The organism is Corallococcus macrosporus DSM 14697, assembly GCF_002305895.1.
In the GTDB taxonomy this organism is placed as follows: domain Bacteria; phylum Myxococcota; class Myxococcia; order Myxococcales; family Myxococcaceae; genus Myxococcus; species Myxococcus macrosporus.
The window spans coordinates 4,005,374-4,025,871 of record NZ_CP022203.1 but is presented as its reverse complement, the minus strand read 5'-3'; the positions used below and the strand labels follow the sequence as shown (position 1 = coordinate 4,025,871).

Genomic DNA, 20,498 nt, shown 5'->3' with positions numbered 1-20,498 from the left:
TTGGCCAATCCGGAGCCGGCCTTCCATGAGCGAGCGCAACGACGTCCCGAGGACCACTGTTCCCGTGGCCCCCCTGCCCGTGCCCGGTGCGCCCGCGAGCCCGAACGCTCCGGCTACGGAGGCACCGCCCCAGGCCGCGCCGCAGCCGACCGCCGCCAGCACCCGCGCCGAGGATGAAGCGCGCGAGCGCATCGCGTCGCTGGAGCGCGAGGCCAAGGCGCTGAGCGGCTCGGAGCCCCAGACGGCGGCGCTGCTCTTCCACGAGGTGGGCCTGCTCTGGGAGGAGCCCCTCAAGAATCCGCGCAACGCCGCGGTGGCGTTCCAGAACGCGTACAAGCTGGCGCCGCGCTACCTGGTCAACATCCGCGCCGCCCGCCGGCTCTTCGCGGACGTGGGCAACTGGCAGATGGTGCTCCAGTTGATGGACGCGGAGCTGGCGGCCACCGACGACGCGCGCCACCAGGCCGCGCTGCTCTTCGAGAAGGGCATCATCCTCCAGGAGCGCCTCTCGCGTGACGAGGAGTCCGCCACCTGCCTGCGGCAGTGCCTGGAACGCCGGCCCACGGACGTCGTCGTCCTCACCCAGCTCGAGTCCGTCTACGCCGCGCGCAACGACGCGCCCGCGCTGGTGGAGGTGTACCGGCTGCTGGCCGCCGCCGTGCAGCAGCCGTCGCTGCGCGCGCACTACCTCACCGCCGCGGGCCTGCTGCTGGAAGAGCGGCTGAAGCAGAAGGAAGGCGCCGCGGCCCTGTTCCGCGAGGCCTTCGCGCTGGACCGCTCCGACCTCCAGCTCCTGGCGGCCATGAAGCGCCTGGCCGAGCGCGAGGGCCGCGTGGACGAGCTGCTCGCCGCGCTGGGCGCCGAGGCCTCCGCGCTGGGCGCGCAGGCGGCGCCCGCGTACCTGCAGATCGCCAAGGTCTACGAGCGCAACGGCCGCAAGGATGACGCGCTGGCCGCGCTGCTCGCCGCGCGGCAGGTGTCCCCCAACGAGCCGCTGGTGCTGAGCGAGCTGGCCGGCATCTACGAGACGCAGGGCCGCTTCGAGGAGCTGTCCGACGTGCTGCTGGCGCGCGTGGGCTCGCTCAACGACGAGAGCGAGCTGGTGGCCACCAACCTGCGGCTGGCCGCGCTGTACGAAGAGGTCCTCAAGCGCGAGTCCGACGCGGCGGCGCGGTACCAGGCCATTGTCGCGCGCATCCCCGGCCACTCGGCGGCGCTGGCGGGCCTGGGCAAGCTGTACTACCGCATGCAGGACTGGGAGCGGCTGGTCTCCGTCTTCGACGCGGAGGTCGCCGCCGCCGAGGACGCGAAGCAGAAGGCCGCGCGCATGTACAAGGCGGCCGAAATCCTGGAGGAGCGGCTGGGACGGCAGGAGGACGCCATCTCCCGCTACAACACCTGCCTCCAGTTGCAGCCGGGCTACCTCCCCGCGCAGAAGGCCCTCACGCGCCTCTACGAGCGCCAGGGCCGCTTCGCGGAGCTGGTGGCCATGTACGAGCAGGACCTGCTCCAGACGAGCGACCGGGATCAGCTCATCACCACGCTGAACAAGATGGCGGTGGTGTACGAGGACCGGCTGGGCGACCTGGACCACGCCATCGAGTGCATGAAGCGCATCCTCGACCTGGCGTCGGACCACCTGCCCACCATCCGCAACCTCGCGCGGCTCCATGAGCGGGCCGGCCGCTTCCGCGAGCTGCTGGAGACGCACGACCTGGAGGCGTCGCTCGCGGGTGACACCAAGCAGGTGCTGTCGCTGCTGCACCGCAACGCGGAGATCCTGGACGAGAACCTCAAGGACCGCGCGGGCGCCATCTCCGCCTACGAGCGCGTGCTGGCCCTGTCCCCGTCCTACCTGCCCGCGCTCAAGGCGCTGGGCCGCCTGTACGCGCAGGAGGGCCGCTGGGAGAAGCTGGTGGACATGTACCGGGCGGAGTCGGAGAGCTCCACCTCCACGGACCAGGCCGCCGCGCTCATCTACAAGATTGGCGAGCTGTACGAGCAGCGGCTGAGCCAGGACAACGAAGCCATCGCCTCGTACAACGAGGCGCTGATGCTGGCGCCCAGCTACTTCCCGGCGCTGCGCGCGCTGGCCCGCATCTACCGCGCGCAGGCCGCATGGGAGAGCCTGGTGGAGGTGCTGCGCGCCGAGGCCGCCAACCGCACCGACCCGCTGGAGCGCGCCAACGCCCTCTACCAGGCGGCGGCCATCTGGGAGGAGCAGCTCCTGCGGCCCGAGCTGGCCATCGACACGTATCAGGAGGTGCTGCGCCTGACGCCGGGCCACGCCGCCACGCTGCGCGCGCTGGAGCGGCTGTACCTGGCGCAGGACAACGTGAAGGAGCTGGTCGGCATCCTGGACCGCGAGACGCAGGTGGGCAGCACGCCCGCGGCCAAGGTGACGGCGTACCTGAAGCTGGCGCGGCTGTACCTGGACCGCTTCCAGGAGCCGTCCCGCGCGGCCCAGTGCTGCGAGGCCGTGCTGGCGCTGGACGCCGGCGACCTCACCGCCCTCACGCTGCTGGAGCGCATCCGCGCCTCGGACCGTCCGCGCCGCGCCGAGCTGCGCCAGCGCATCGCCGAGCGGGTGAACGACCCACGGCTGGCCACCGCCCTGCGGCTGTCCGCCGCGCTGGACCTGGACCGCAGCCCCGCCGAGGGCACGCTGGAGGCCTACAAGCGCGCGTTCGAGGCCGACCCGGGTGACGCCCGCCTGGCCTTCGTGCTGGAGCGCGGCCTGCGGCAGGCCGGCGACGCGGCGGGGCTGGCGCGCCTGTACACCATGCGCCTGGCGTCCGCGCAGGACGCCGACGAGGCCCTGGAGATGCTGCTGCGCACCGCCGAGCTGGCGGACACGCGCTTCAACGACTTGGAGCGGGCGGCGGCGCTGTACCGGCAGGCCCTGGAGCTGCAGCCGCAGTGCCTGCCCGCGATCCAGGGCGCGCGCCGCGTGGCCTTGAAGCGTGGCGACTTCGCCCACGCCCGCGCCGCGCTGGAGGCCGAGGCCCGCGTGTCGCGCGATCCGCGCGGCGCCATTGACGCGTTCGTCGCGGCGGCGAAGCTGGCCGCGGGCCGGCTGAACGACGTGGACGGCGCCACGGCGCTGTACCGGCAGGCGCTGGAGAAGGATCCGCTGCACCCGGCCGCCCAGGCGGGCCTGGAGGAGCTGCTGGCGCAGCGCGGAGGCTCCGCGGACCTGGCGGCGCTCCAGGAGCGGCGCGGCGAGGCGAAGCTGGCGCAGCGGGACGGCCTGGCCGCGGCCACGGCGTTCGTCAGCGCGGCGCGGCTGCACCATGGCGCGCTGAATGACCGCGACCGGGCGCTGGCGCTGCTGGAGAAGGCGCTGTCGGCGCAGCCGGGGCACCCGGAGGCGCTGGAGCTGCGCGGCGCGCTGCTGCTGGAGGCCCAGCAGTACCCCGAGGCCGCGGCCCTGCTGAGCCAGCGCGTGCAGTTGGGCGGCGACCCGCGCGTCCTGGCGCAGCTCCACCTGACGCTGGGCAACCTGTACGCCACGCACCTCAACGAGCCGAGCCGGGCCGCGGCGCACTACCAGACGGTGCTCGCCACCCTGCCCCGCCACCTGGAGGCGCTGGAGCGGCTGGCCGGCCTGCACACCCAGGCGCGCAACCATGCGGGCGCGGTGGACTGCCTGCACAAGCTGCTCCAGCAGGAGCTGCCCCCGGAGCCGCGGGCGCGCTTCACGCTGGACCTGGCGCGGACCTACGACGAAGGGCTGGGCGACGCCGGCGCGGCCACCCCGCTCTACCGCCGCGCGCTGGAGCTGTCTCCCGGCAACCCCGCGCTGGTGGACCGGCTGGTGGTCCTCTACGAGCGGGCGCGCAACCTGCCGGAGCTGGCGCAGCTCCTGGAGGCCCAGGCCGCGGGGCAGCTCGCCGTGGAGCCCAAGCGCGCCGCGACGTTGCGGATGCGCGCCGCGGACCTGTACGCGGGCCCGCTGTCCGAGCCCGCTCGCGCCACCGCGCTGTACCGGCAGGTGGTGGACGGTGATGGCACGAACCTCCAGGCGCGCGCCGTGCTCGCGGACCTGTACGCGCGGGACTCGTCGTCCGTGCCGCTGGCCATCGAGGAGCACCGGCAGATCCTCCGCCAGGACCCGACGCGGGTGGACAGCCTGCACGCGCTGTTCAAGCTCTGGGAGGGCCTGAAGCAGCTCGACAAGGCGTTCTGCGCGGCGGCGGCGCTGCACTTCCTGCGCTCCGCCAACGAGGTGGAGCTGGCCTTCTACATGGAGGCCCGCACGCGGCTGGCGCAGGAGGCCCGCGAGTCGCTGACGGAGACGGACGTGGACTCGGTGCTGATGCACCCGGGCGCCCGGGGTCCGCTGCTTGAGGTGCTGCGCGCGATGGGCGAGCACCTGGAGAAGGTGTACCCGCCCAACTTCGACATCGTGGGCGTCAACCCGAAGGCGGACCGCCTCAAGCCGGACTCGGCCGTGTACAAGGCCATCCGCGCCGTGGCGCAGGTGTTCGGCGTGGAGAGCTTCGAGGTCTACCAGGCGCGGCGCGGGCTGACGGTGCTGGAGACGACCGAGCCCATGTCGGTGTGCATTGGCCAGGACGTGGTGCGGCGCTTCAACGCGCGGGAGCAGAAGTTCCTCCTGGGCCGCGCGGCGCTGGGGCTGCTCAACAAGTCCGCGGTGCTGGAGAAGCTGTCACAGGGCGAGACGGCGGACCTCTTCGGCAGCGCCATCCGCCTGCACGCGCCGCAGTTCAGCGCGCTGGGCCGGCGCAACGACGAGTCGGTGAAGCAGCTCAAGCGGGCCTTCCCGCGCAAGGCGCTGAAGGCGCTGGAGCTCCCAGCCACCTCGCTGGGCGACGCGCAGAAGGTGGAGCTGGCGCCGTGGCTGGAGGCCATTGACTACTCGGCGGACCGCGCGGGCCTGCTGATGTGCGGCGACGTGGCGGTGGGCCTGGGCATGGTGCTGCGCGAGGACCCGAACTTCGCGGGCGCCCGGCTGGACACGCCCGAGCCCATGCTCCAGGCCGTGCGTGAAGGTGAGCGGCTGCGCACAATCCTGGCGTGGACCTTCACGGACGACTTCTTCCGGCTGCGTCAGCGGCTGGGCCTGGGGCTGTAGGCCCTGTGGCGACGCGGCGGGGGCCTACTCCCGCCGCACCACCGCGTCCTCCGGCAGGCCCGTGACGATGCGCTCCAGGGCCTCGTCCACGGGCCCACGCTGGGCGGACTCCACCGTCACCTTCACCCGGTAGTCCTTGGCCGGGTCGAACTCCGGGTAGGAGCCGATGGCCACGTGCGGCATGTCGAGCGCCACCCGATCCAACACGGCGGCGATGTCGCTCTCCCCCAGGCGGAGATAGAGGCAGCTCACGGCCACGGGCGTCCCGCCCAGCCGCGCGAGCACCGTGTCCAACTGCATCCGGAACAACTGCGGCACGCCGGGCAGCAGGAAGATGTCGTCCACGGTGAGCACGGGGAACCAGGTGCTGGACTGCTGCAGCAGCACGGCGCCCTCCGGGGCGTCCGCGAGCCGCAGCGCCTCCGGCGTCACCTGCCGCTCCTCGGTGGCGCGGGACAGGATGAGGTCCAGCATCTCCTGCAGCCGCACCACCCTCCGGCCCAGGGCCATGGCCACCGCGCGCACGGTGACGTCATCATGGGTGGGGCCGATGCCGCCGCTGGTGAAGACGTAGCGCGCCTTGCGGCGGGCCCGGGCCACGGCGTCCACGATGGCGTCCACGTCGTCGAGGACGGTCTCCACCGAGAGCAGCGGGATGCCCACCTCGCGCAGGCGTTGGATGAGGTGCGGCCCGTTCAGGTCCTGGACCTTCGCCGTGAGGACCTCGTTGCCGATGATGACTGCCGCTGCGCCGGTCCGCTCCATAAGGGGCGGGAGTCTAGACGAATCCGGCCGGTGGTGGGGGCGCCAGGGCCCGCACCTGGCGGGCTGGGCCGTCAACGCGGGGGGCTCCAGCGGCGCCGCGGGTCAGCGCGTCAGTGCGGGTGTTCAGGACGGGCATCGCCGAGCGCGGCCGGAGCAGCGAACCGCCGGAAGAAGCTGGTGTCGTTCCAGCGCGGACGCGCGGGGGTGTTGGCCACGGTGAGGGTGAGGTCCGAGAGCAGCCGGACGAACTTCGCCGCCGCCTCCCGGTCCATCGGCTGGCGCAGGTCATCCGAGGGCGCGTGGTAGTGCCGGGTGTGCCAGGCCTTCATCGTGCGCTCCAAGGGGGAGCCCGGCGGTGAGCACGACGTATTCCTTCGCCAGCGTGGCGTCACTGCCGGGCAGCACGCCCACGACGTTGGCGGACTCCACCGGCGCCAGCTTCCACTCGGCCCGCGCCTCCAGCCGGCTGGGCAGCTCGAAGCGTGGCAGCGGCTGGTTCGCATCCGCCTTCGCCAGCACCTCCTTGAAGGAGTGCCGCGCGCCCGCGAACAGCTTCTCGGCGTGGCGGGCGTTGAAGGCGACAGTCACCTTCAGGCCCTCATGCTCGACCAGCGACGGGTCGGCGAAGGTCATGGCCGGCTCGAACCGCGACGAGGCGACACGCGCCCAGGGCAGCTCCTCGGCCTTCGGATTCTGCAACATCACGACGCCCACCGCGCCGGCCCTCCGAAGCGCCTTGATGCGCTCCTCGGTCGAGCTGTGGTGGGCCCGGAGCGCGCCAGGGATGTGGGCGGGCCCGCCGAAGAGGAGCACGGCCACCTTCCCCTGGAGGTCCAGCCCCGCGAAGTCGTCATGGCCCGCTTCGGGGATGGAGAGGCCGTGGCCCACGAACACGAGCGGGGCCTCCACCTGCCCTGATTCCCCCAGGCGTGAGCCGATGATGGCATCGCGACCGATGACCAGCGGAATGCGTCGGCCTCCCCGCACCAACGCCAGGCGTGAGCGCTCATTCACCAGCCGCCGCGAGACGAGCTTCACCTCCTGAAGGTAGCCCTCCCCCGCCCCTGGCTTGATTCCCATCGCCCCAAGCTGCTCAGCGACGTAGCTCGCTGCCTTCTTGTAGCCCTCGCTGCCCGTCTCCCGCCCCTGCAGCGCGTCATCCGCGAGCACGCGAACGTGACTCCACCAGCGCTCCGCCTCTGGAGACGCTGCGGCGGAGGCCATCGCGGGCAGGAGGAGCAGCAACATGAACGACAGCGGACGACGGGACATGGGTGCACTCCCTGGCGGTGGCCTGCATCAACAACGCGCCAAGGAGGTCGCGATTTCCTCAACCCTCGAACATGTGCAGGACAACGCGTGACGCAGGGCACCCGCCGCCGCACGGAGTTCGACGAGCGCCAAGGCCTTGGCGCTGGCCGATTCCGCGTCGGAGGGAGGTTGCATCATGACCGCCCGGAAGCGGTGCACGTCCTCGTCCGGGATGTGCTGAATGGCCTCCCCCAGCCCCGGCGCCACTTCACCGGCTTGCAAGGTCAACTCGAAGCACGCGAGCACGCTTTCGAGCATGCGGCCGGCGTCGACCACGGCACGCCGGTGCGCCCCGCCAGCCCCCTGCCTCCCTGCCCCGGCAGGCGGTAGCGCCGCGCCCCAGGCATTCTTAGCTCCAATCACGAGAGGAGCCCCCATGACCCGTCATCTCGTCCTCGTGCCTGGCTTCGGCGGTTTCGATGCCCTCGGCTCGCTCCGGTACTACCACGGCGTGACGGAGGTCCTTCGGACCCGTGACGGCGGGTGCCCCATTCACTACTTTCCCAACTTCCCCACAGCGAGCGTCCAGACCCGAGCCCAGGGGCTCCAGTTGTGGCTGTCTGAGCTCCAGGCGCGGCGGGCGATAGGGCCGGAAGACGACATCCACCTGGTCGGCCATTCCACGGGAGGCCTGGACATCCGCCAACTGCTCATCGACCTTCGGAGACAACTGGAGGGAAATGTTTCGAAGGGCCCCGCGCGGTTGGTTCAGCAGCTACGCTCGGTGCAGTTCATCTCGACGCCACACCGGGGGACCGCGCTTGCACACCGGCTGGGGAACGCAGTCCCCAAGGTGCTCGCCTCCCGCCTGCTCCTGCGCCTGATGTTCGAGGGCGTGCGCGGCTTGCGGAGCGTGGGCCTGGCGAGCCTCGGCCGTGCGCTCAGGCCATTGAGCCCGCGGCAGAACACGGCCAACTGGATCGACGCCATCATCGACACAATGGAAGGCTGTCACTCCCAGGAGCAAGGTCTCCCACGAGCCCTCGCGCGAGGCGCCTACTTCGACCTGCTGCGCTGGCTGCTCCACATGGCCAGCGACCTCACCGCCATCACCGACCTGGACCCCGAGCCCTCCACCGGCTCCCCTCCGAGCCCGGCCCATGCCGAGGGTGACGAGCTCGAGGAGGAGTTCTCCTTCATCAACGAGCATGGAATCAGCGTGCGCTCCATCGTGACATTCGCGCCGGCAAGCGGCTCGTGGCCACCCACCCTTTTCAGAATCCTGCACACCCTGACAGCCTTCAACCCTCCGCGACGGCTCTGTCTCACGCATACCATCAACCCGCTCCTGACGGACCAAGAGCCACTGCAGCTTCGCGGTGAAGACAATGATGGCTTCGTCAATTCCGTCTCGCAGGTCTGGCCCGACGCGGCCCGCAGCTACTGGATCATGGGTGACCATGCGGACGTCATCGGTCACTTCGAGGCGCGACGCCACCGGGCCCAGGACGGAGTCCCTGCCGCCACATGCCACCAATACGACCTGCTGAACTCCTCCGCGGACTTCAACCTGAGGCGCTTCATCGCGCTCTGGAAGGACGTTGGCCGCTTCACGGCAGCTCAGCAGCGCCGGGAAGCGACGGGGCCTCGGCATCGAAACGGAGCAAGCGTCCACAGCATCGGGAGCACGCGCCACTGAGCTGTGCCTGGCACTCAGAATTCGAGGTTCATCATGGTTTCCGCATGAAGCATGCGGGCATTTGCCCCGGTGGCACCCTGGCTTCGCAGACGTGGCAGGGATGAGCACCCGGTCGCCCTGCCATGTCGGGCCCATCCGCTCACCTCCCTGTCTGGTGTAGAATGAAGCGGTGTCCCGCCTCCGCTCCTATCGCGATGTGGCCGACCTGGAGGCCATGGCCCAGCTCGTGGCGCAGGCCTGGGCGGAGCGCGGCCCCCACGTGGAGTGCACGGTCGGGGACCTGACCTGGCGACTGCTGCGCAACGCCCAGGTGCGGCCACAGGAGGACATCGCCCTGTGGGAGTGCGCGCCAGGACAGCTCGCTGGCTTCGCGTGGGCCTACAGCAACGGCGACGTGGACCTGCTCGTCCAGCCGCTCGCGCAGGCGGACGCCTTCGCGCGGGACCTGCTGCCCTGGGTGCGCGCGCGACATGGGCGCACCCCGCAGCCGACCACCGTGTGGGCGCTGGAGAGCAACGGCTCGCTGCTCGCGGCGTTGCGGAGCCTGGGCTGGCGGCGCACCACGGGCGGGTGCTACCTGCACCTCGCACTGCCGCTCCAAGCGCCGGCTCCGCGGCCCGAACTGCCCGTGGGCTATCGGGTGCGCCAGGTGCGGGGCCCCGAGGAAGTCGCCGCGCGCGCGCTCGTGCACCGGCGCGGCTTCGGCACAGAACGGATGACGACGGAGGTGTACGCACGGCTCATGGAGGCCCCCCGCTACCAGCCCGCGCTGGACCTCGTCGCCGAGGCGCCCGACGGCAGCCTCGCGGCCTGCGCGCTGGGTTGGCTCGACGAGGCCAACGCGGTGGGCGAGTTCGAGCCGGTGACGTGCGCCCCGGAGCACCGGCGGCGCGGGCTCGGGCGCGCGCTCCTCCACGAGGGGCTTGAGCGCATGCGCGGGATGGGGGCCAGGCAGGCCTTCGTCTATGCCTTCGAGGGCAACCCGGCCTCCGTTGCCCTCTACCAGTCCGCCGGATTCACCGTGGTGGACCGCAACATCGGCCACACCCTGGAGTCTCCATGAACGTGGGCCTACGAACCCGAGGACTCAGGGAGCCACGAGCAGGATGTCACTGCTTGGGCAGTGCTCTCCCAAGGTGAGGCGCACATAGGTGCCGGTATAGCCACCCACGGTGCCGGTCATGTAGTCCACGGCGCCGTTGAAATTGCAAAGGGGCCACCAGCCTCCTCCCTGATACCGGACGCGCAGGTTGCCCAGGTTCGCGCTGTTCGCGAAGTAGGCCGCGTTGAAGTAGAAGCGGTGGTCCTTGTCGAAGGTGCAGAAGGTGCTGTTCGTCTCCCTTGCGTTTCGCTGTGTCACGAAGGGCCATGCATAACGGGTGTAGCCCGGCTCATTGTTGTAGGCCGGCACCGTACCATTGCTGTGCCAGGTGCTCGCCCAATCCAGGTCCGAACAGTCCCAGCCAGACGGGCAACTGCAAGCGGCCTGCGCCGCGGTCTCCAACTCCGCGGAATCCCGCGAAGCAAGCGCATCATCAGCCGCAGGTCCGCAAGCCACCAGACCCACTGCCACTAAGATTCCCAGATAAAGCCGAGCCCCCATGACGTCTCCTTGTAAGAGATGCCCCAAAGGCAATCACAATCCAAACAAACACTCAACAACACATGACAATGCAGCCACGATAAACATTCACACACAATCCTCTCGCGCGCGGGTTCCGTCTCCAGTGCCCGCATCTAGCATCACCGCAACTGCCATTCCGTGCGCTCTGCCCGTTTGAAGTGTGTCCGTCCAAACCCCGTTGCTGCGCCATGAGTGCGTCACGGCTGGGTCACGAGGGGCAGCGGTACGCACAACGAGGCGCCGCGTCTTCTCCCCCGCTTGATAGCGGCCAGAGTGACATCCGGACCCGACACCTCCACACCGCGCGGCCTCCAACCGTGCTCCAAGGTGAGCGCGTGACGCACCTGTTCCGCATGCCGCGTCCTCGGCGTCGTCCGTCGGATGAGCCTCGGGCGGAACTGCCAGGTCAGTACGCGGGCGAACACGCCCCAGGTGGCCCTGGGGCAGCTCGAGCGCTTCGAGACCTCCACGCCGCATGACAAGGGGACCTTCCGTGTGCCGCCGCGATGTCCCGGGCGTGACACCGCGGGCGCCGCCGGAGCGCCCGCGCGGGAAGAAGATGCGCGGGCGTGCTTCCGTGTGCATAAAGAAGCCCATGCGCCGTTCCCTCTGCGTCCCGCTCCTGCTCGCGCTCGCCTTGCTGGGCGCGTGTGACCGCTATGACCGCCCCGGCACGCCGGTGCCGGAGCGCCTGCGGGCCGAGACGCTGGAGGGCGTGCGCATCGACCGGGCGGCGCTGCTGGGCCGCCCCTGGGTCATCAACGTATGGGCCCCAGGCTGACACGCCTGCGCTCGGGAGTTGCCCGAGCTCGAAGCCCTGAGGAGTGAGTACGAGGCGCGCGGCGTCGGCTTCCTCGCGCTCTCCATCAACCCCAGCGAAGCGCGCAACCGCCAGACCGCGGCTGAGCTGGGGGTGCACATGACCGTGGCCACGGCGAAGGGCGAGGTGCTGGGCCCGCTGCGCATCTCCACCGTGCCCGCCACCGTCTTCATCAACCGCGAGGGCGTGGTGGTGGCCGCCGTCAACGGCGAGCGCTCAAGGGCGTTCTACGCGCGGCGCCTGGAGGCGCTGCTCGCCGCGCCATAGCGGCTGCGACGCCTGCTGGACTGGGCGAAGCACAACCTGGACGGCACAGTGGTGCGCGCCGACGGTCATCTCCAGCCGCCGCCTGTACCTCCAGAGAAGCCGGGCGGAGCGCCTAATCGTCCTGCTGAAGCACAACCGGCGCGTGGCCCCCGCTACGAGAAGCGCGGCCAGTGATACCTCGCCATGGTGCTACTGGCTGCGGTGCGTCTGTAGCTACAGAGCATGGCGCAACCACTCAAATACCCCAGTGGTAGATGAAGTGGCTCCCCGCTTCGGCCTGACGCGCCCACGTGGCGAGCGTTCGGAGCGTGGAGACGAGCGGGTCTCTCTGCACCTCCAGCTTGTTGTAATGCTGTCGCCCGTCAGGCTCTGTGCACCACCCGCCGGTGAGGACCATCTGCTCCGGGCCGCAAGCGAAGAGGTCAGCCCAGTGTTGAAAGATCTGAGCCGCGATACGTCCGCCGCTCCGGTTGATGATGGTCGGACCGTAGTGACAAAGCCCCTGAACGGGCTCCATTGGGCACTTCCGCGTTGCAGGATTGAGCGCGGGAATCCACAGCAGGGTGTCGTTGAGGTACTGCACCACGTCGTCGTGCAGGTGAAGCGCCTGGGGCGCATTCATCCACGCCCGATGGTCCTCGTAGCGATGGGTTCCCTCTTCGCGGAGCAGGAAGTCGTGCAGGAGTGACATGGGCCGTGGCGGTAATGGGCAGGAACCGGTTCACTTTACCAAGATCATGGGCGCTCGGCCGTCGGCTCATGCCTGCTGACGGACTTTGCAAACAGGACCTAATAGCGGATGACCTGATAGCCCTCGGCCACCAGCCGCGAAAGCTCCGCCACGCCGTTGGCCACCACGTCGGCCTGGGGCTGGAGCTTCTTCGGGTCGATGTCGAACTTCTGGAGCGCGTGGCCGCAGGCCACCATCCGCACACCAGCGGCCTTCGCCTCATGGGCCACCTTGCGGACCTCCTCCGGAACGGCCTTCACCGTCGGGTCCAGCGCCACCACCGCGCGGCCATAGGTGAGCCACACCACGTCCGAGAGATGGCCCGACGCCTTCGCGGATTTCGCGTGCCGCAAGGAACTGGAGAGCGTGCCGATGTCCTCCAGCCCCGTGGTCGCCACGAAGACGAGCTTGCCCTGGCGGGCGGGCACCTCCTTCTTCTCGGCGGGTTGGGACGGCGGCGCCCCGAACGAGACCAGGGGGACGGTGATGAGCGCGGTGACGAGCAACAGCAGGAAACGATTCATCTCGAAGAACTCCGAACGCGGTTGAGGACTACTGAATGGACAGCAACTGGATGAGGCCCCAGGCGGCCAGCGCCAGGGCGGCGAAGCCCACGAGGCCCGCGTAGACGACTCGCATGCCCGCGCGGCGCACCATGCTCAGGTGGGTGCCCAGCCCCATGGCCGCCATGGCCATCACCATGAGGAAGACGCTGGCGGTGGAGAGCCACCCCTTGGCGGCGGCGGGCACCACGCCGGCCGTGCCCAACACGCCCACCGCGAGGAAGCCGATGACGAACCAGGGGATGGGCGGCTCCTTCAGCGAGTAGCGCACCTGCCCGCCCGCGCCGGAGACCAGCCCCAGCACCACGAGCGCGGGGGCCAGCAGCACCACGCGGGTGAGCTTGACCAGCGTGCCCAGGTCGCCCGCCGAGGTGCCCCAGGTGAAGGCGGCGGCCATGACCTGCGCCACCTCATGCAACGTCGCCCCCGAGAGGATGGCGAGCTGCGCGCTGCTCAGCCCCAGCAGCGGCCCCACGAAGACGTAGAAGAGGACGCCCACCGTGCCCAGGATTCCGCACAGCCCCACCGCCAGCGTGGTGTCCTCCTCCTCCGCGCGCGTGACGGAGCTGGCGGCCACCACCGCGCTGGCGCCACAGATGGAGGTCCCCACGGCCAACAGCGTGCCCAGCTTCTCCGGCACGCCGAAGCGCCTCGCCACCCAGCCGATGCCGAGAATGCCGCCGACGATGACGGCCAGGGACAGCAGCAGCACGCGCGGGCCCACCTGCGCCACGAGCCCGAAGTCGAGTCGCGCCCCCATCAGCACGATGCCCAACCGCAGCACCGTGCGCGCCGAGTAGCGCGTGCCCTCCATCAGGCTTGGGGCCAGCCCCAGGGCCGTGCGCAGTGAGATGCCAATGAGCAGGGCCACCGTGAGCGGCCCCACCACCTTGAGGCCCGGGAGCATGGCCAGCCCGTAGCTGACCACCGCCAGCGCTGCGGCGAGCCCGAGGCCCGGCAGCCGCCGGCGCCACAAGCTCCCCGGCGGAGACGAGGCGGCGGTCGATTCGGAAGCAGCGAGAGGTGCGGTCATTTCAGGGGCCCGATGCGACGACACAGGACGTTGGCGGTCAGGTGCGGCGTTGAAGTGGCGGTGCTCACGGCTGGACCCGTTGGGTGCGGAGCACGGCCGGGAGGTCCTCGCCCACCGCGCGCCCCTCCAGGGCGCCGCTCAGTCGCGGCTTGCCGGCGAGGAAGCGGCGCAGCGCCTCGTGCGCGTCCACGTCGAGCACGCGCGGCTCCTGGACACCGGGGATGCGGCAGAGCATGTCCGGCGCGTCCCCTTCCCGCTCGCAGGCCGTCACGGTGTAGAGGCGCTCGTCCACCACGGGCTCGCCGCCGACCTCCAGCGAGAGGAGGCGCTGTCCCTTGGGGGCGTCCGCGCGGAAGCGCAGCGTCATCCCCGAGGGGCGCGGCAACCACCCGCCAAAGCGCTTCTCCGGGTCCTTCGCGAAGACGTTCTCCAATTCCTGCTCCCAGAAGGCGCGGAGCTGGCGCCCGCTCACCTTGCCCGTCTTCAGCATGTTGGTGACGGGGAAGAGGTTCCACAGGTCCGCCTCGCGTACGGGGCCGGGCAGCAGCGGCGTGCCGAAGCGGAAGCCGTTGGAGAGGCCAATCTCCGTCCCTCCAGCGGCGCGGATGGCGTCGGCCAGCACGTTGTCCAGCGGGTTCTCCACCACCGCATAGCGCGCGAGCGCCACGTCGGTGTGCCCCACTGGAGCGGACAGCTTCTCATCGTACGGGGTGAGCGCGGCGTCCACGAGCCGCGCCACGTCGGGGTCCTCGGGGAAGCGCGACGCGGTCAGCTCGATGAGCTCCCAGCGGCGGTCCACCACCTGCCCGTCCTCCAACCACAAGTCCAACCGGCCGAGGAAGGAGCCGAAGGCGCCAGGCTCCACCACCCAGCTCTCCGCCTGCTCGATGGGGACATAGGTGCGCTCATGCGTGTCGCTGGACAGGTGGACGTCCACGCCGGGCACCCTGGCGGCCAGCCCCACGGCCTTGGCGAGCCCCACGTGCGACATCAACAACACCACCTGGGCGCCCTCGCGCGCGCGCACCTCGCGCACCAATCCGGGCAACGCCTCCGGGCCGTCGTAGCGCAGCCCCTGGCTGTAGTCCGGCGGCTGACGACGCGGCACATCCGGGTCCGTGAAGCCCACCACCGCCACCTTCACCCCGCCCACCTCCTTCATCAGGTAAGGCGGGAAGAGCCGTTCGCCGCTGGCCGCGTCGCGCAGGTTCGCCGCGAAGAGCGGATGTTTCAGCTCACGCGCGCGCTGGCGCAGCACCTCGGGGCCGTACACCACCTCCCAGTTGCCGGGCACCGCGCCGTCCAACCCGAGCGCATTGAGCGGGTCGATGAGCACGGAGCCCTCGGTGAGGGCCGCCGCGCCCGAGCCTTGAATCGTGTCACCGCCGTCGAGCACGAGCACGTCTCCACCGCGCTCGGCCCGAATCTGACGGATGGCGGCGGCGATGCGGGCAAAGCCGCCCGCCATCTCGATGCGCTCCTCCCCGTCGCGCCAGAAGAGCTCGGGGTGGGCGCGCAACTGGGCGTGCAGGTCCGCCACGTAGAGGACGGTGAGCTGCTGACGCCGGGGTTCAGGTGCACGGCCGGTGGCCACGGGCCGGGACGAAGCACAGCCGCACGCCAATACGAGCAGCGCGCCGAGCAAGGGCAGGAGACGGGACATCGAGGAGCACCTTTCGAGGAGAGAAGGCAGGCAGCGGAGATGACACGAGGCGCGGCGCGCGCGGCTCGCGTGTCACGGCCACGCAGACATGGGGCCAAGGTTGAAGACGTCCTGGAAGCCACGCTCCTTCAGGAGGCGCTCGGCCCGGCTGCTGCGCGCGCCACTGCGGCAGTAGATGACGAGGGGCTTCTCCGGCGACCCGAGTTCAGGGAACCGACGAGGCAGGTCCTCGACCGGGAGGTTCACCGCGCCTGGGAGATGCCCGGCGGCGAACTCTTCCGGAGTACGGACGTCCACCAGCGTGGCGCCGGCCTCGACCCGGCGGTGGGCCTCCGCCCCGGCGGAGCGGTTGTGCGCACACGAACTGAGGAACAGACCGAGAAACAAGGCGGAGACGACGAGAACGGCCTTCATGGTGCGGCTCCATCGGATTCCGGAGGCCCACGGGCCTTCGAGGGGAGAGCGACGTCCGGGTGAGAGCCATGAGGGAGGAAAAAGGATTCAGCGGCCTCGCCCCAAGACCCAGGTCCGACAAGAGCCGGCCTGGTCGCTTACCGCCCTCGCAACAGACAATGAACGTTCCCGGGACGTCTTGGGGGCTGGCCGATGTTCCCCTCCGCGCCCCCTCCTCCTGCGCCCCTTCTGTTGGAGGCAGGATGGGTTGCAGATTGCCCCGTGATGTGCGATCTGCCGCCCACGTCCAGCCCCTCCATGAGGAGCTGCCTGTCCCGTTGCGCCATGCGCCCGTCCCCTCAGACGCACAGGTTCCCCCTGGAACAGCCGAGCGAAATTGACCGCCGGCAGTGCGACCGGGCGGGCTGTGGCCAGGCCGGGTCGCTGACGCCACCCTGAGTTCAGGCTCTTGAAAAGCCGAACCACCCTCCCAGAGCGACCTTCTTCCGCCTGAGGGGCCGGCTCGCGTTTGCCCTGACCTGTCACTTCGACTCGACCCGATGGGCCCGCCGAGGCTCAGAGCGTCTTCCTCTTGCTGTGCCCGGGACCCGATGGGTTCGGGACACGGCGTCCTCACGAGAGCAGCCTGACCATGAGCACTGTATCGTCTCCCGCGGCCACGAGTGGTCGCACGCCCTTCTTCGACCTCTCCCGGTTGAAAGAAGAATGGTTCTCCAACATTCGCGGCGACCTGATGGCGGGGGCCGTGGTGGCGCTCGCGCTCATCCCTGAAGCCATCGCATTCTCAATCATCGCGGGCGTGGACCCGAAGGTGGGCCTCTATGCCTCCTTCATCATCGCGGTGATGACGGCCGTCTTCGGAGGCCGTCCCGGAATGATCTCCGCCGCCACCGGGGCCATGGCGCTGGTGATGGTCACGCTCGTCAAGAACCACGGCATTGAGTACCTCTTCGCGGCCACCATCCTCACGGGCGTGCTTCAGCTCGCCTTTCGACTGCTGCGCCTCAGCCGCTACATGAAGTTCGTCCCTCGCGCGGTGATGACCGGCTTCGTGAACGCGCTCGCCATCCTCATCTTCCTGGCCCAACTGCCCCAGTTCGTGGGCGCGAACTGGCAGATGTACGCGATGGTCGCCGGGGGGCTCGCCATCATCTACGGGCTGCCGCGACTCACGAAGGCCGTGCCGTCTCCGCTGGTTGCAATCATCGTCATGACCGCCGTCTCGCTCTTCAGCGGAGCCTCCGTGCGCACCGTGGGGGACATGGGCGCGCTGCCCACCGCGCTGCCCTTCTTCCACGTTCCCCAGGTGCCCTTCACCCTCGACACCCTGCGCATCATCTTCCCCTATGCGCTCACCCTCACCTTCGTGGGACTGCTCGAATCGCTGCTCACCGCTGCCGTGGTGGATGACTTGACGGATTCACCCAGTTGCAAGCACAGCGAAGCCGCAGGTCAGGGGCTCGCGAACATCACGGCGGGCTTCTTCGGTGCGATGGCAGGCTGCGCGATGATTGGCCAGTCCGTCATCAACGTGCGCTCGGGTGGCCGCGGCCGGCTCTCTTCGTTCACGGCAGGCGTCCTTCTCCTCTTCCTCATCCTGGTGCTGGGGGATTGGGTGGCGCGCATCCCCATGGGGGTCCTCGTCGCGGTGATGTTCATGGTCTCCATCGGGACCTTCGACTGGAAGTCGCTCGGGGCCATGCGCCGCATGCCGAAGAGCGACTCCATCGTGATGGTGGCGACGGTGTTCACCGTCGTGCTCACGCATGACCTGGCGAAGGGCGTCGCGGTGGGCGTGGTGCTGAGCGCGCTGCTGTTCGCACGTACTGTCGCCAAGCTCGTGAGCGTGGAGAGTTCGCTCAGCCTCGACAGCCAGAAGCGGCACTACCGCGTTTCGGGGGAGATCTTCTTCGTCTCCGTGGAGGACTTCGTCCGCGCCTTCGATTTCAAGGAGCCGGTCAACGCCGTGGCGATTGACCTCACGAACTCTCACATCTGGGATGCCTCCGCCGTCGCGGCGGTGGATCGGGTGGTGCTCAAGTTCCGGGACAGAGGCGTAGGCGTGACGCTCGTCGGCCTCAACGAGGCAAGCGCCACGCTCCTCGGGCGCATCGGCATTCACGACAAGCCCGGGGCGTCGCTCAGCAGCGGCCACTAGGGACCGCCACTGCGTAGCGCGCCTGGCGAGGATAGCCGGTTGCTTGCCGGATCTGCCGCTGTTAGGAGCCGGTCATGGAGCGCAACGACGAGAAGGGGTTCTTCTCCTGGGTCACCCGCCTGGTGCGCGACCATCGCGGCGCGCTCGCGGCGGTGGCTCGAAAAGAGGGCTTGCTCGCCGACGATGCGCTCGACGCCGTCCAGGACGCCTTCGCGACCTTCCTGCGCCTACCCCACGCGCGGAAGCTCGCGTACGAGGAGGACGACAGCCGCAACCTCCTCGCCATCCTCGTGCGGAACCACGCGCGGAACAGGCGGCGGCGCCACGAACTCGCGCGCCCCCATTCCAGTGACAGCGAGGTGGTAGAGCTCCTGGCCTCCGAGCAAGAGAGCGTCGACGCGCTCATCGAACATGCCGAGGCGCATGTGCTCGCCTTCCAATGCGTGGAGAAGCTCGCCGTGGTGCAGCGCCAGGTGGTGACGCTGCGCCTGCTCGAGGATCTGCCGGGAGTCCGCGTGGCCGATCTCCTCGGCACCACACCTGGCCACGTCGCCGTGATCCTGCACCGCGCGAAGCGTGAGCTCCGCGAGTGCATGGCGGAGTAGCACGCTCAGGCCGCGGCGCGAGGGAACGACTCGGCGGGCCGCGGCTCGCGCTGCGCCAGCCAGCTCCGCGCGGAATCGGCCATGGTGACCATGGCGGCGCCAAGCATGATGGCATCCTTCACCACCAACCGGCCTCGGCCGCTCAGCCACGGAAAGCCGTGGTGGGCATCGCCGAGCGCCGGCACCCAGCTCTCAGGGGTGGTGACGAGAAAAGAGAGCGTCACCACCGACATACCGATCACGAGGAAGCTGCCCATCGCGCCGAGCACCGGACGCCACCAATGGGCGGCGATGAGCAGGCCGAAGAGCACGATCACGCCGCCGAGCAGGTAGGAGAACCCATAGGTACCGTTCGCCTCGTGCCACGCGCGGTTGGCGGGAACGAGCGCGCCTTCGGCATTCAGATGCTGCCGGTAGTCGGGCGCGTCGTATGTATAGACGAAGCTCATCACCGGGCTGTTGGCTACGAACGGGACGATGCCGTCGGCTTCGTATTCGGCGACCTTGAGCGCGCCGATCCAGACAAGGACGACGATCAGCCCGGCGCGAAGCACGTTCATCCCGATGCGGTCGGCACGAGCTGCGAGGCGGAGGAGCGATTCGATACGGGGCAAGGATGGATCTCCTGCGGTGGAGAGCGCTCGAGCGCTCGCGCGACGCAGGGATGAGGTTTCGTCCCGCCCGGGCATTACATGGCGCGCGCTCCTCGCCGGCTCAGCGCCTGCGCGCCAACAGCTTGCGGATCTCCACCAGCGACGCGGCCGTCACAGCCTCGATGCCCTGCTCGCCGTCGATGTGAACAATCCGCTCGTGCTTCTCCCGGAGACGAATGGCGGCCACGTATTGCTTCGCAATCCGCCGCTGCGCCTCATCCGCCTCGAACAGCTCCGCCGCCCCGCCGCGCGCCTTGCGGCGCCGTGCCGCCACCTCCGGCGCCACGCCGACGAACAGCGTCAGGTCCGGAGACACCGCGCACGCATTCACCGCCTCCACCCACTCCATGGGCAGCGACGCGCCCTGATACGCCAGGGACGACAGGACGTACCGGTCACACAGGACAATCTGCCCCGCCGCCAGCGCCGGGAGCACCCGGGCCGTCAGGTGGTCCGTCCGGTCCGCGGCGAACAGCAACGCCAGCGTCTCCGGAGCCAGGGGCCCCGCGCCATGGGGCAGCCCCAGCCGGCCCGTGAGCGCCTGGCGAATCATCGTCCCCACGGGGCCGTCAGACGGCTCCCGCGTGGTCAGCACCGAGTGCCCCTCCGCGCGCAGGGCCGCGGCCAGCCGCTCCACCTGCGTGGTGGTGCCGGCGCCATCCAGCCCCTCCAGGACGACGAACCGCCCCGGGGCACGCGGCGCGGCGCCCTTCCCCTTCTTCCGCGCGGCGCTCACCGGGGGAGCAGCGCCGAGGGGTCGTCCAGCCGCAGCTCGCTTCGCAGGGCCAGCATCGACTCATATTCCTTCAGCTCGTCCGCCAGGAGCTTGCGCCCCGCGCGGTAGCTGATGGCGGCGTAGACGAGCAGCGCCAGGGACGCGAAGGCCGCCGCCCACGCCAGCAGGGGCGTGCGGAGGGAGTCGTAGAAGAGCTTGCCCGACGCGCCCCCCACCAGGGAGGCGATGACCACGGCCACGCCCGCATGGGCGAAGCGCGTCGTGCTCTCGCGGGTGGAAAGACGGTCCTGGAGCTGGTCGAGCCGAGCCCGGAGTTCCTGGGTATTGGAGGTCATCACGGCGCCAGGCACCCTACATCACGGGCGCCGTCGCGTCGAGTCGGCGGCTACCCACCGGCCGTCCGTGGGCCCTCCAACGGC

The 20,498-nt window shown here is 70.0% G+C and carries 19 protein-coding genes; 6 read left to right on the top strand and 13 right to left on the bottom strand.

Going from position 1 to position 20,498, the window contains the following annotated elements; genetic code table 11:
• The first annotated feature begins 25 nt into the window (after positions 1–25).
• Positions 26–5,098, top strand: coding sequence for a tetratricopeptide repeat protein (locus tag MYMAC_RS17030; RefSeq protein ID WP_095958840.1), 5,073 nt, complete (start codon positions 26–28; stop codon positions 5,096–5,098).
• A gap of 24 nt (positions 5,099–5,122) precedes the next feature.
• Here the strand turns inward: MYMAC_RS17030 and MYMAC_RS17025 are convergent, their stop codons facing one another.
• From MYMAC_RS17025 to MYMAC_RS17015, 4 genes are all read right to left on the bottom strand, one after another.
• Positions 5,123–5,863 (bottom strand): competence/damage-inducible protein A, encoded by a 741-nt coding sequence (locus MYMAC_RS17025; protein WP_095958839.1) that lies wholly within the window; start codon positions 5,861–5,863, stop codon positions 5,123–5,125.
• Positions 5,864–5,973: 110 nt separating this feature from the next.
• Complete coding sequence (locus tag MYMAC_RS37880) at positions 5,974–6,192, bottom strand: hypothetical protein (RefSeq protein ID WP_043711146.1); 219 nt, start codon at positions 6,190–6,192, stop codon at positions 5,974–5,976.
• Entirely contained in the window at positions 6,149–7,135 is a 987-nt protein-coding gene (locus MYMAC_RS17020) for a PA domain-containing protein (protein WP_239989574.1), read from the bottom strand. The genes MYMAC_RS37880 and MYMAC_RS17020 overlap by 44 nt, the downstream gene beginning before the upstream one ends.
• Before the next feature lie 27 nt (positions 7,136–7,162).
• Positions 7,163–7,450, bottom strand: a complete 288-nt coding sequence (locus tag MYMAC_RS17015; RefSeq protein WP_013939989.1) for a hypothetical protein — start codon at positions 7,448–7,450, stop codon at positions 7,163–7,165.
• Positions 7,451–7,724: 274 nt separating this feature from the next.
• Between MYMAC_RS17015 and MYMAC_RS17010 the strand changes: the two genes are divergently transcribed.
• Positions 7,725–8,813, top strand: coding sequence for a lipase family protein (locus MYMAC_RS17010; RefSeq protein ID WP_239989573.1), 1,089 nt, complete (start codon positions 7,725–7,727; stop codon positions 8,811–8,813).
• A gap of 169 nt (positions 8,814–8,982) precedes the next feature.
• The gene (locus MYMAC_RS17005; protein ID WP_095958837.1) at positions 8,983–9,876 is read left to right on the top strand and encodes a GNAT family N-acetyltransferase; all 894 of its coding nucleotides are present in this window, start codon (positions 8,983–8,985) and stop codon (positions 9,874–9,876) included.
• Positions 9,877–9,900: 24 nt separating this feature from the next.
• On the opposite strand, the gene MYMAC_RS17000 is transcribed toward MYMAC_RS17005, so the two are convergent.
• The gene (locus MYMAC_RS17000; RefSeq protein ID WP_043711145.1) at positions 9,901–10,173 is read right to left on the bottom strand and encodes a hypothetical protein; all 273 of its coding nucleotides are present in this window, start codon (positions 10,171–10,173) and stop codon (positions 9,901–9,903) included.
• A gap of 859 nt (positions 10,174–11,032) precedes the next feature.
• Here MYMAC_RS17000 and MYMAC_RS16995 point away from each other — a divergent pair.
• Entirely contained in the window at positions 11,033–11,524 is a 492-nt protein-coding gene (locus MYMAC_RS16995; RefSeq protein ID WP_095958836.1) for a TlpA family protein disulfide reductase, read from the top strand.
• Between the two features lie 235 nt (positions 11,525–11,759).
• Here MYMAC_RS16995 and MYMAC_RS16990 read toward each other — a convergent pair whose 3' ends face one another.
• The 5 genes from MYMAC_RS16990 to MYMAC_RS16970 all read right to left on the bottom strand — a co-directional run bounded on the left by MYMAC_RS16990 (position 11,760) and on the right by MYMAC_RS16970 (position 15,927).
• Positions 11,760–12,215, bottom strand: coding sequence for a hypothetical protein (locus tag MYMAC_RS16990; RefSeq protein WP_013939982.1), 456 nt, complete (start codon positions 12,213–12,215; stop codon positions 11,760–11,762).
• Between the two features lie 98 nt (positions 12,216–12,313).
• The gene (locus tag MYMAC_RS16985) at positions 12,314–12,778 is read right to left on the bottom strand and encodes a DsrE family protein (RefSeq protein WP_095958835.1); all 465 of its coding nucleotides are present in this window, start codon (positions 12,776–12,778) and stop codon (positions 12,314–12,316) included.
• A 28-nt stretch (positions 12,779–12,806) separates the two neighbouring features.
• On the bottom strand, positions 12,807–13,850 hold the full coding sequence (locus tag MYMAC_RS16980; RefSeq protein WP_095958834.1) for a YeiH family protein: 1,044 nt from the start codon (positions 13,848–13,850) through the stop codon (positions 12,807–12,809).
• 64 nt (positions 13,851–13,914) lie between these two features.
• The gene (locus tag MYMAC_RS16975; protein WP_095958833.1) at positions 13,915–15,513 is read right to left on the bottom strand and encodes a bifunctional metallophosphatase/5'-nucleotidase; all 1,599 of its coding nucleotides are present in this window, start codon (positions 15,511–15,513) and stop codon (positions 13,915–13,917) included.
• Between the two features lie 72 nt (positions 15,514–15,585).
• Positions 15,586–15,927 carry a rhodanese-like domain-containing protein gene (locus MYMAC_RS16970; protein ID WP_095958832.1) on the bottom strand — a complete coding sequence of 114 codons (342 nt, stop codon included), beginning with the start codon at positions 15,925–15,927 and terminating at the stop codon, positions 15,586–15,588.
• Between the two features lie 631 nt (positions 15,928–16,558).
• Here MYMAC_RS16970 and MYMAC_RS16965 point away from each other — a divergent pair.
• Together MYMAC_RS16965 and MYMAC_RS16960 are read left to right on the top strand one after the other, a co-directional pair.
• Positions 16,559–18,085, top strand: coding sequence for a SulP family inorganic anion transporter (locus MYMAC_RS16965; RefSeq protein WP_095958831.1), 1,527 nt, complete (start codon positions 16,559–16,561; stop codon positions 18,083–18,085).
• Between the two features lie 74 nt (positions 18,086–18,159).
• Positions 18,160–18,690, top strand: coding sequence for an RNA polymerase sigma factor (locus tag MYMAC_RS16960; protein ID WP_095958830.1), 531 nt, complete (start codon positions 18,160–18,162; stop codon positions 18,688–18,690).
• Positions 18,691–18,695: 5 nt separating this feature from the next.
• Here the strand turns inward: MYMAC_RS16960 and MYMAC_RS16955 are convergent, their stop codons facing one another.
• The 3 genes from MYMAC_RS16955 to MYMAC_RS16945 form a co-directional block, all read right to left on the bottom strand.
• Entirely contained in the window at positions 18,696–19,304 is a 609-nt protein-coding gene (locus MYMAC_RS16955; RefSeq protein ID WP_095958829.1) for a DUF417 family protein, read from the bottom strand.
• Positions 19,305–19,404: 100 nt separating this feature from the next.
• Positions 19,405–20,079 carry a dTMP kinase gene (tmk, locus tag MYMAC_RS16950; protein WP_095958828.1) on the bottom strand — a complete coding sequence of 225 codons (675 nt, stop codon included), beginning with the start codon at positions 20,077–20,079 and terminating at the stop codon, positions 19,405–19,407.
• Entirely contained in the window at positions 20,076–20,414 is a 339-nt protein-coding gene (locus tag MYMAC_RS16945) for a hypothetical protein (RefSeq protein ID WP_013939973.1), read from the bottom strand. Before MYMAC_RS16945 ends, tmk begins: the two co-directional genes overlap by 4 nt.
• Positions 20,415–20,498 lie beyond the last annotated feature (84 nt).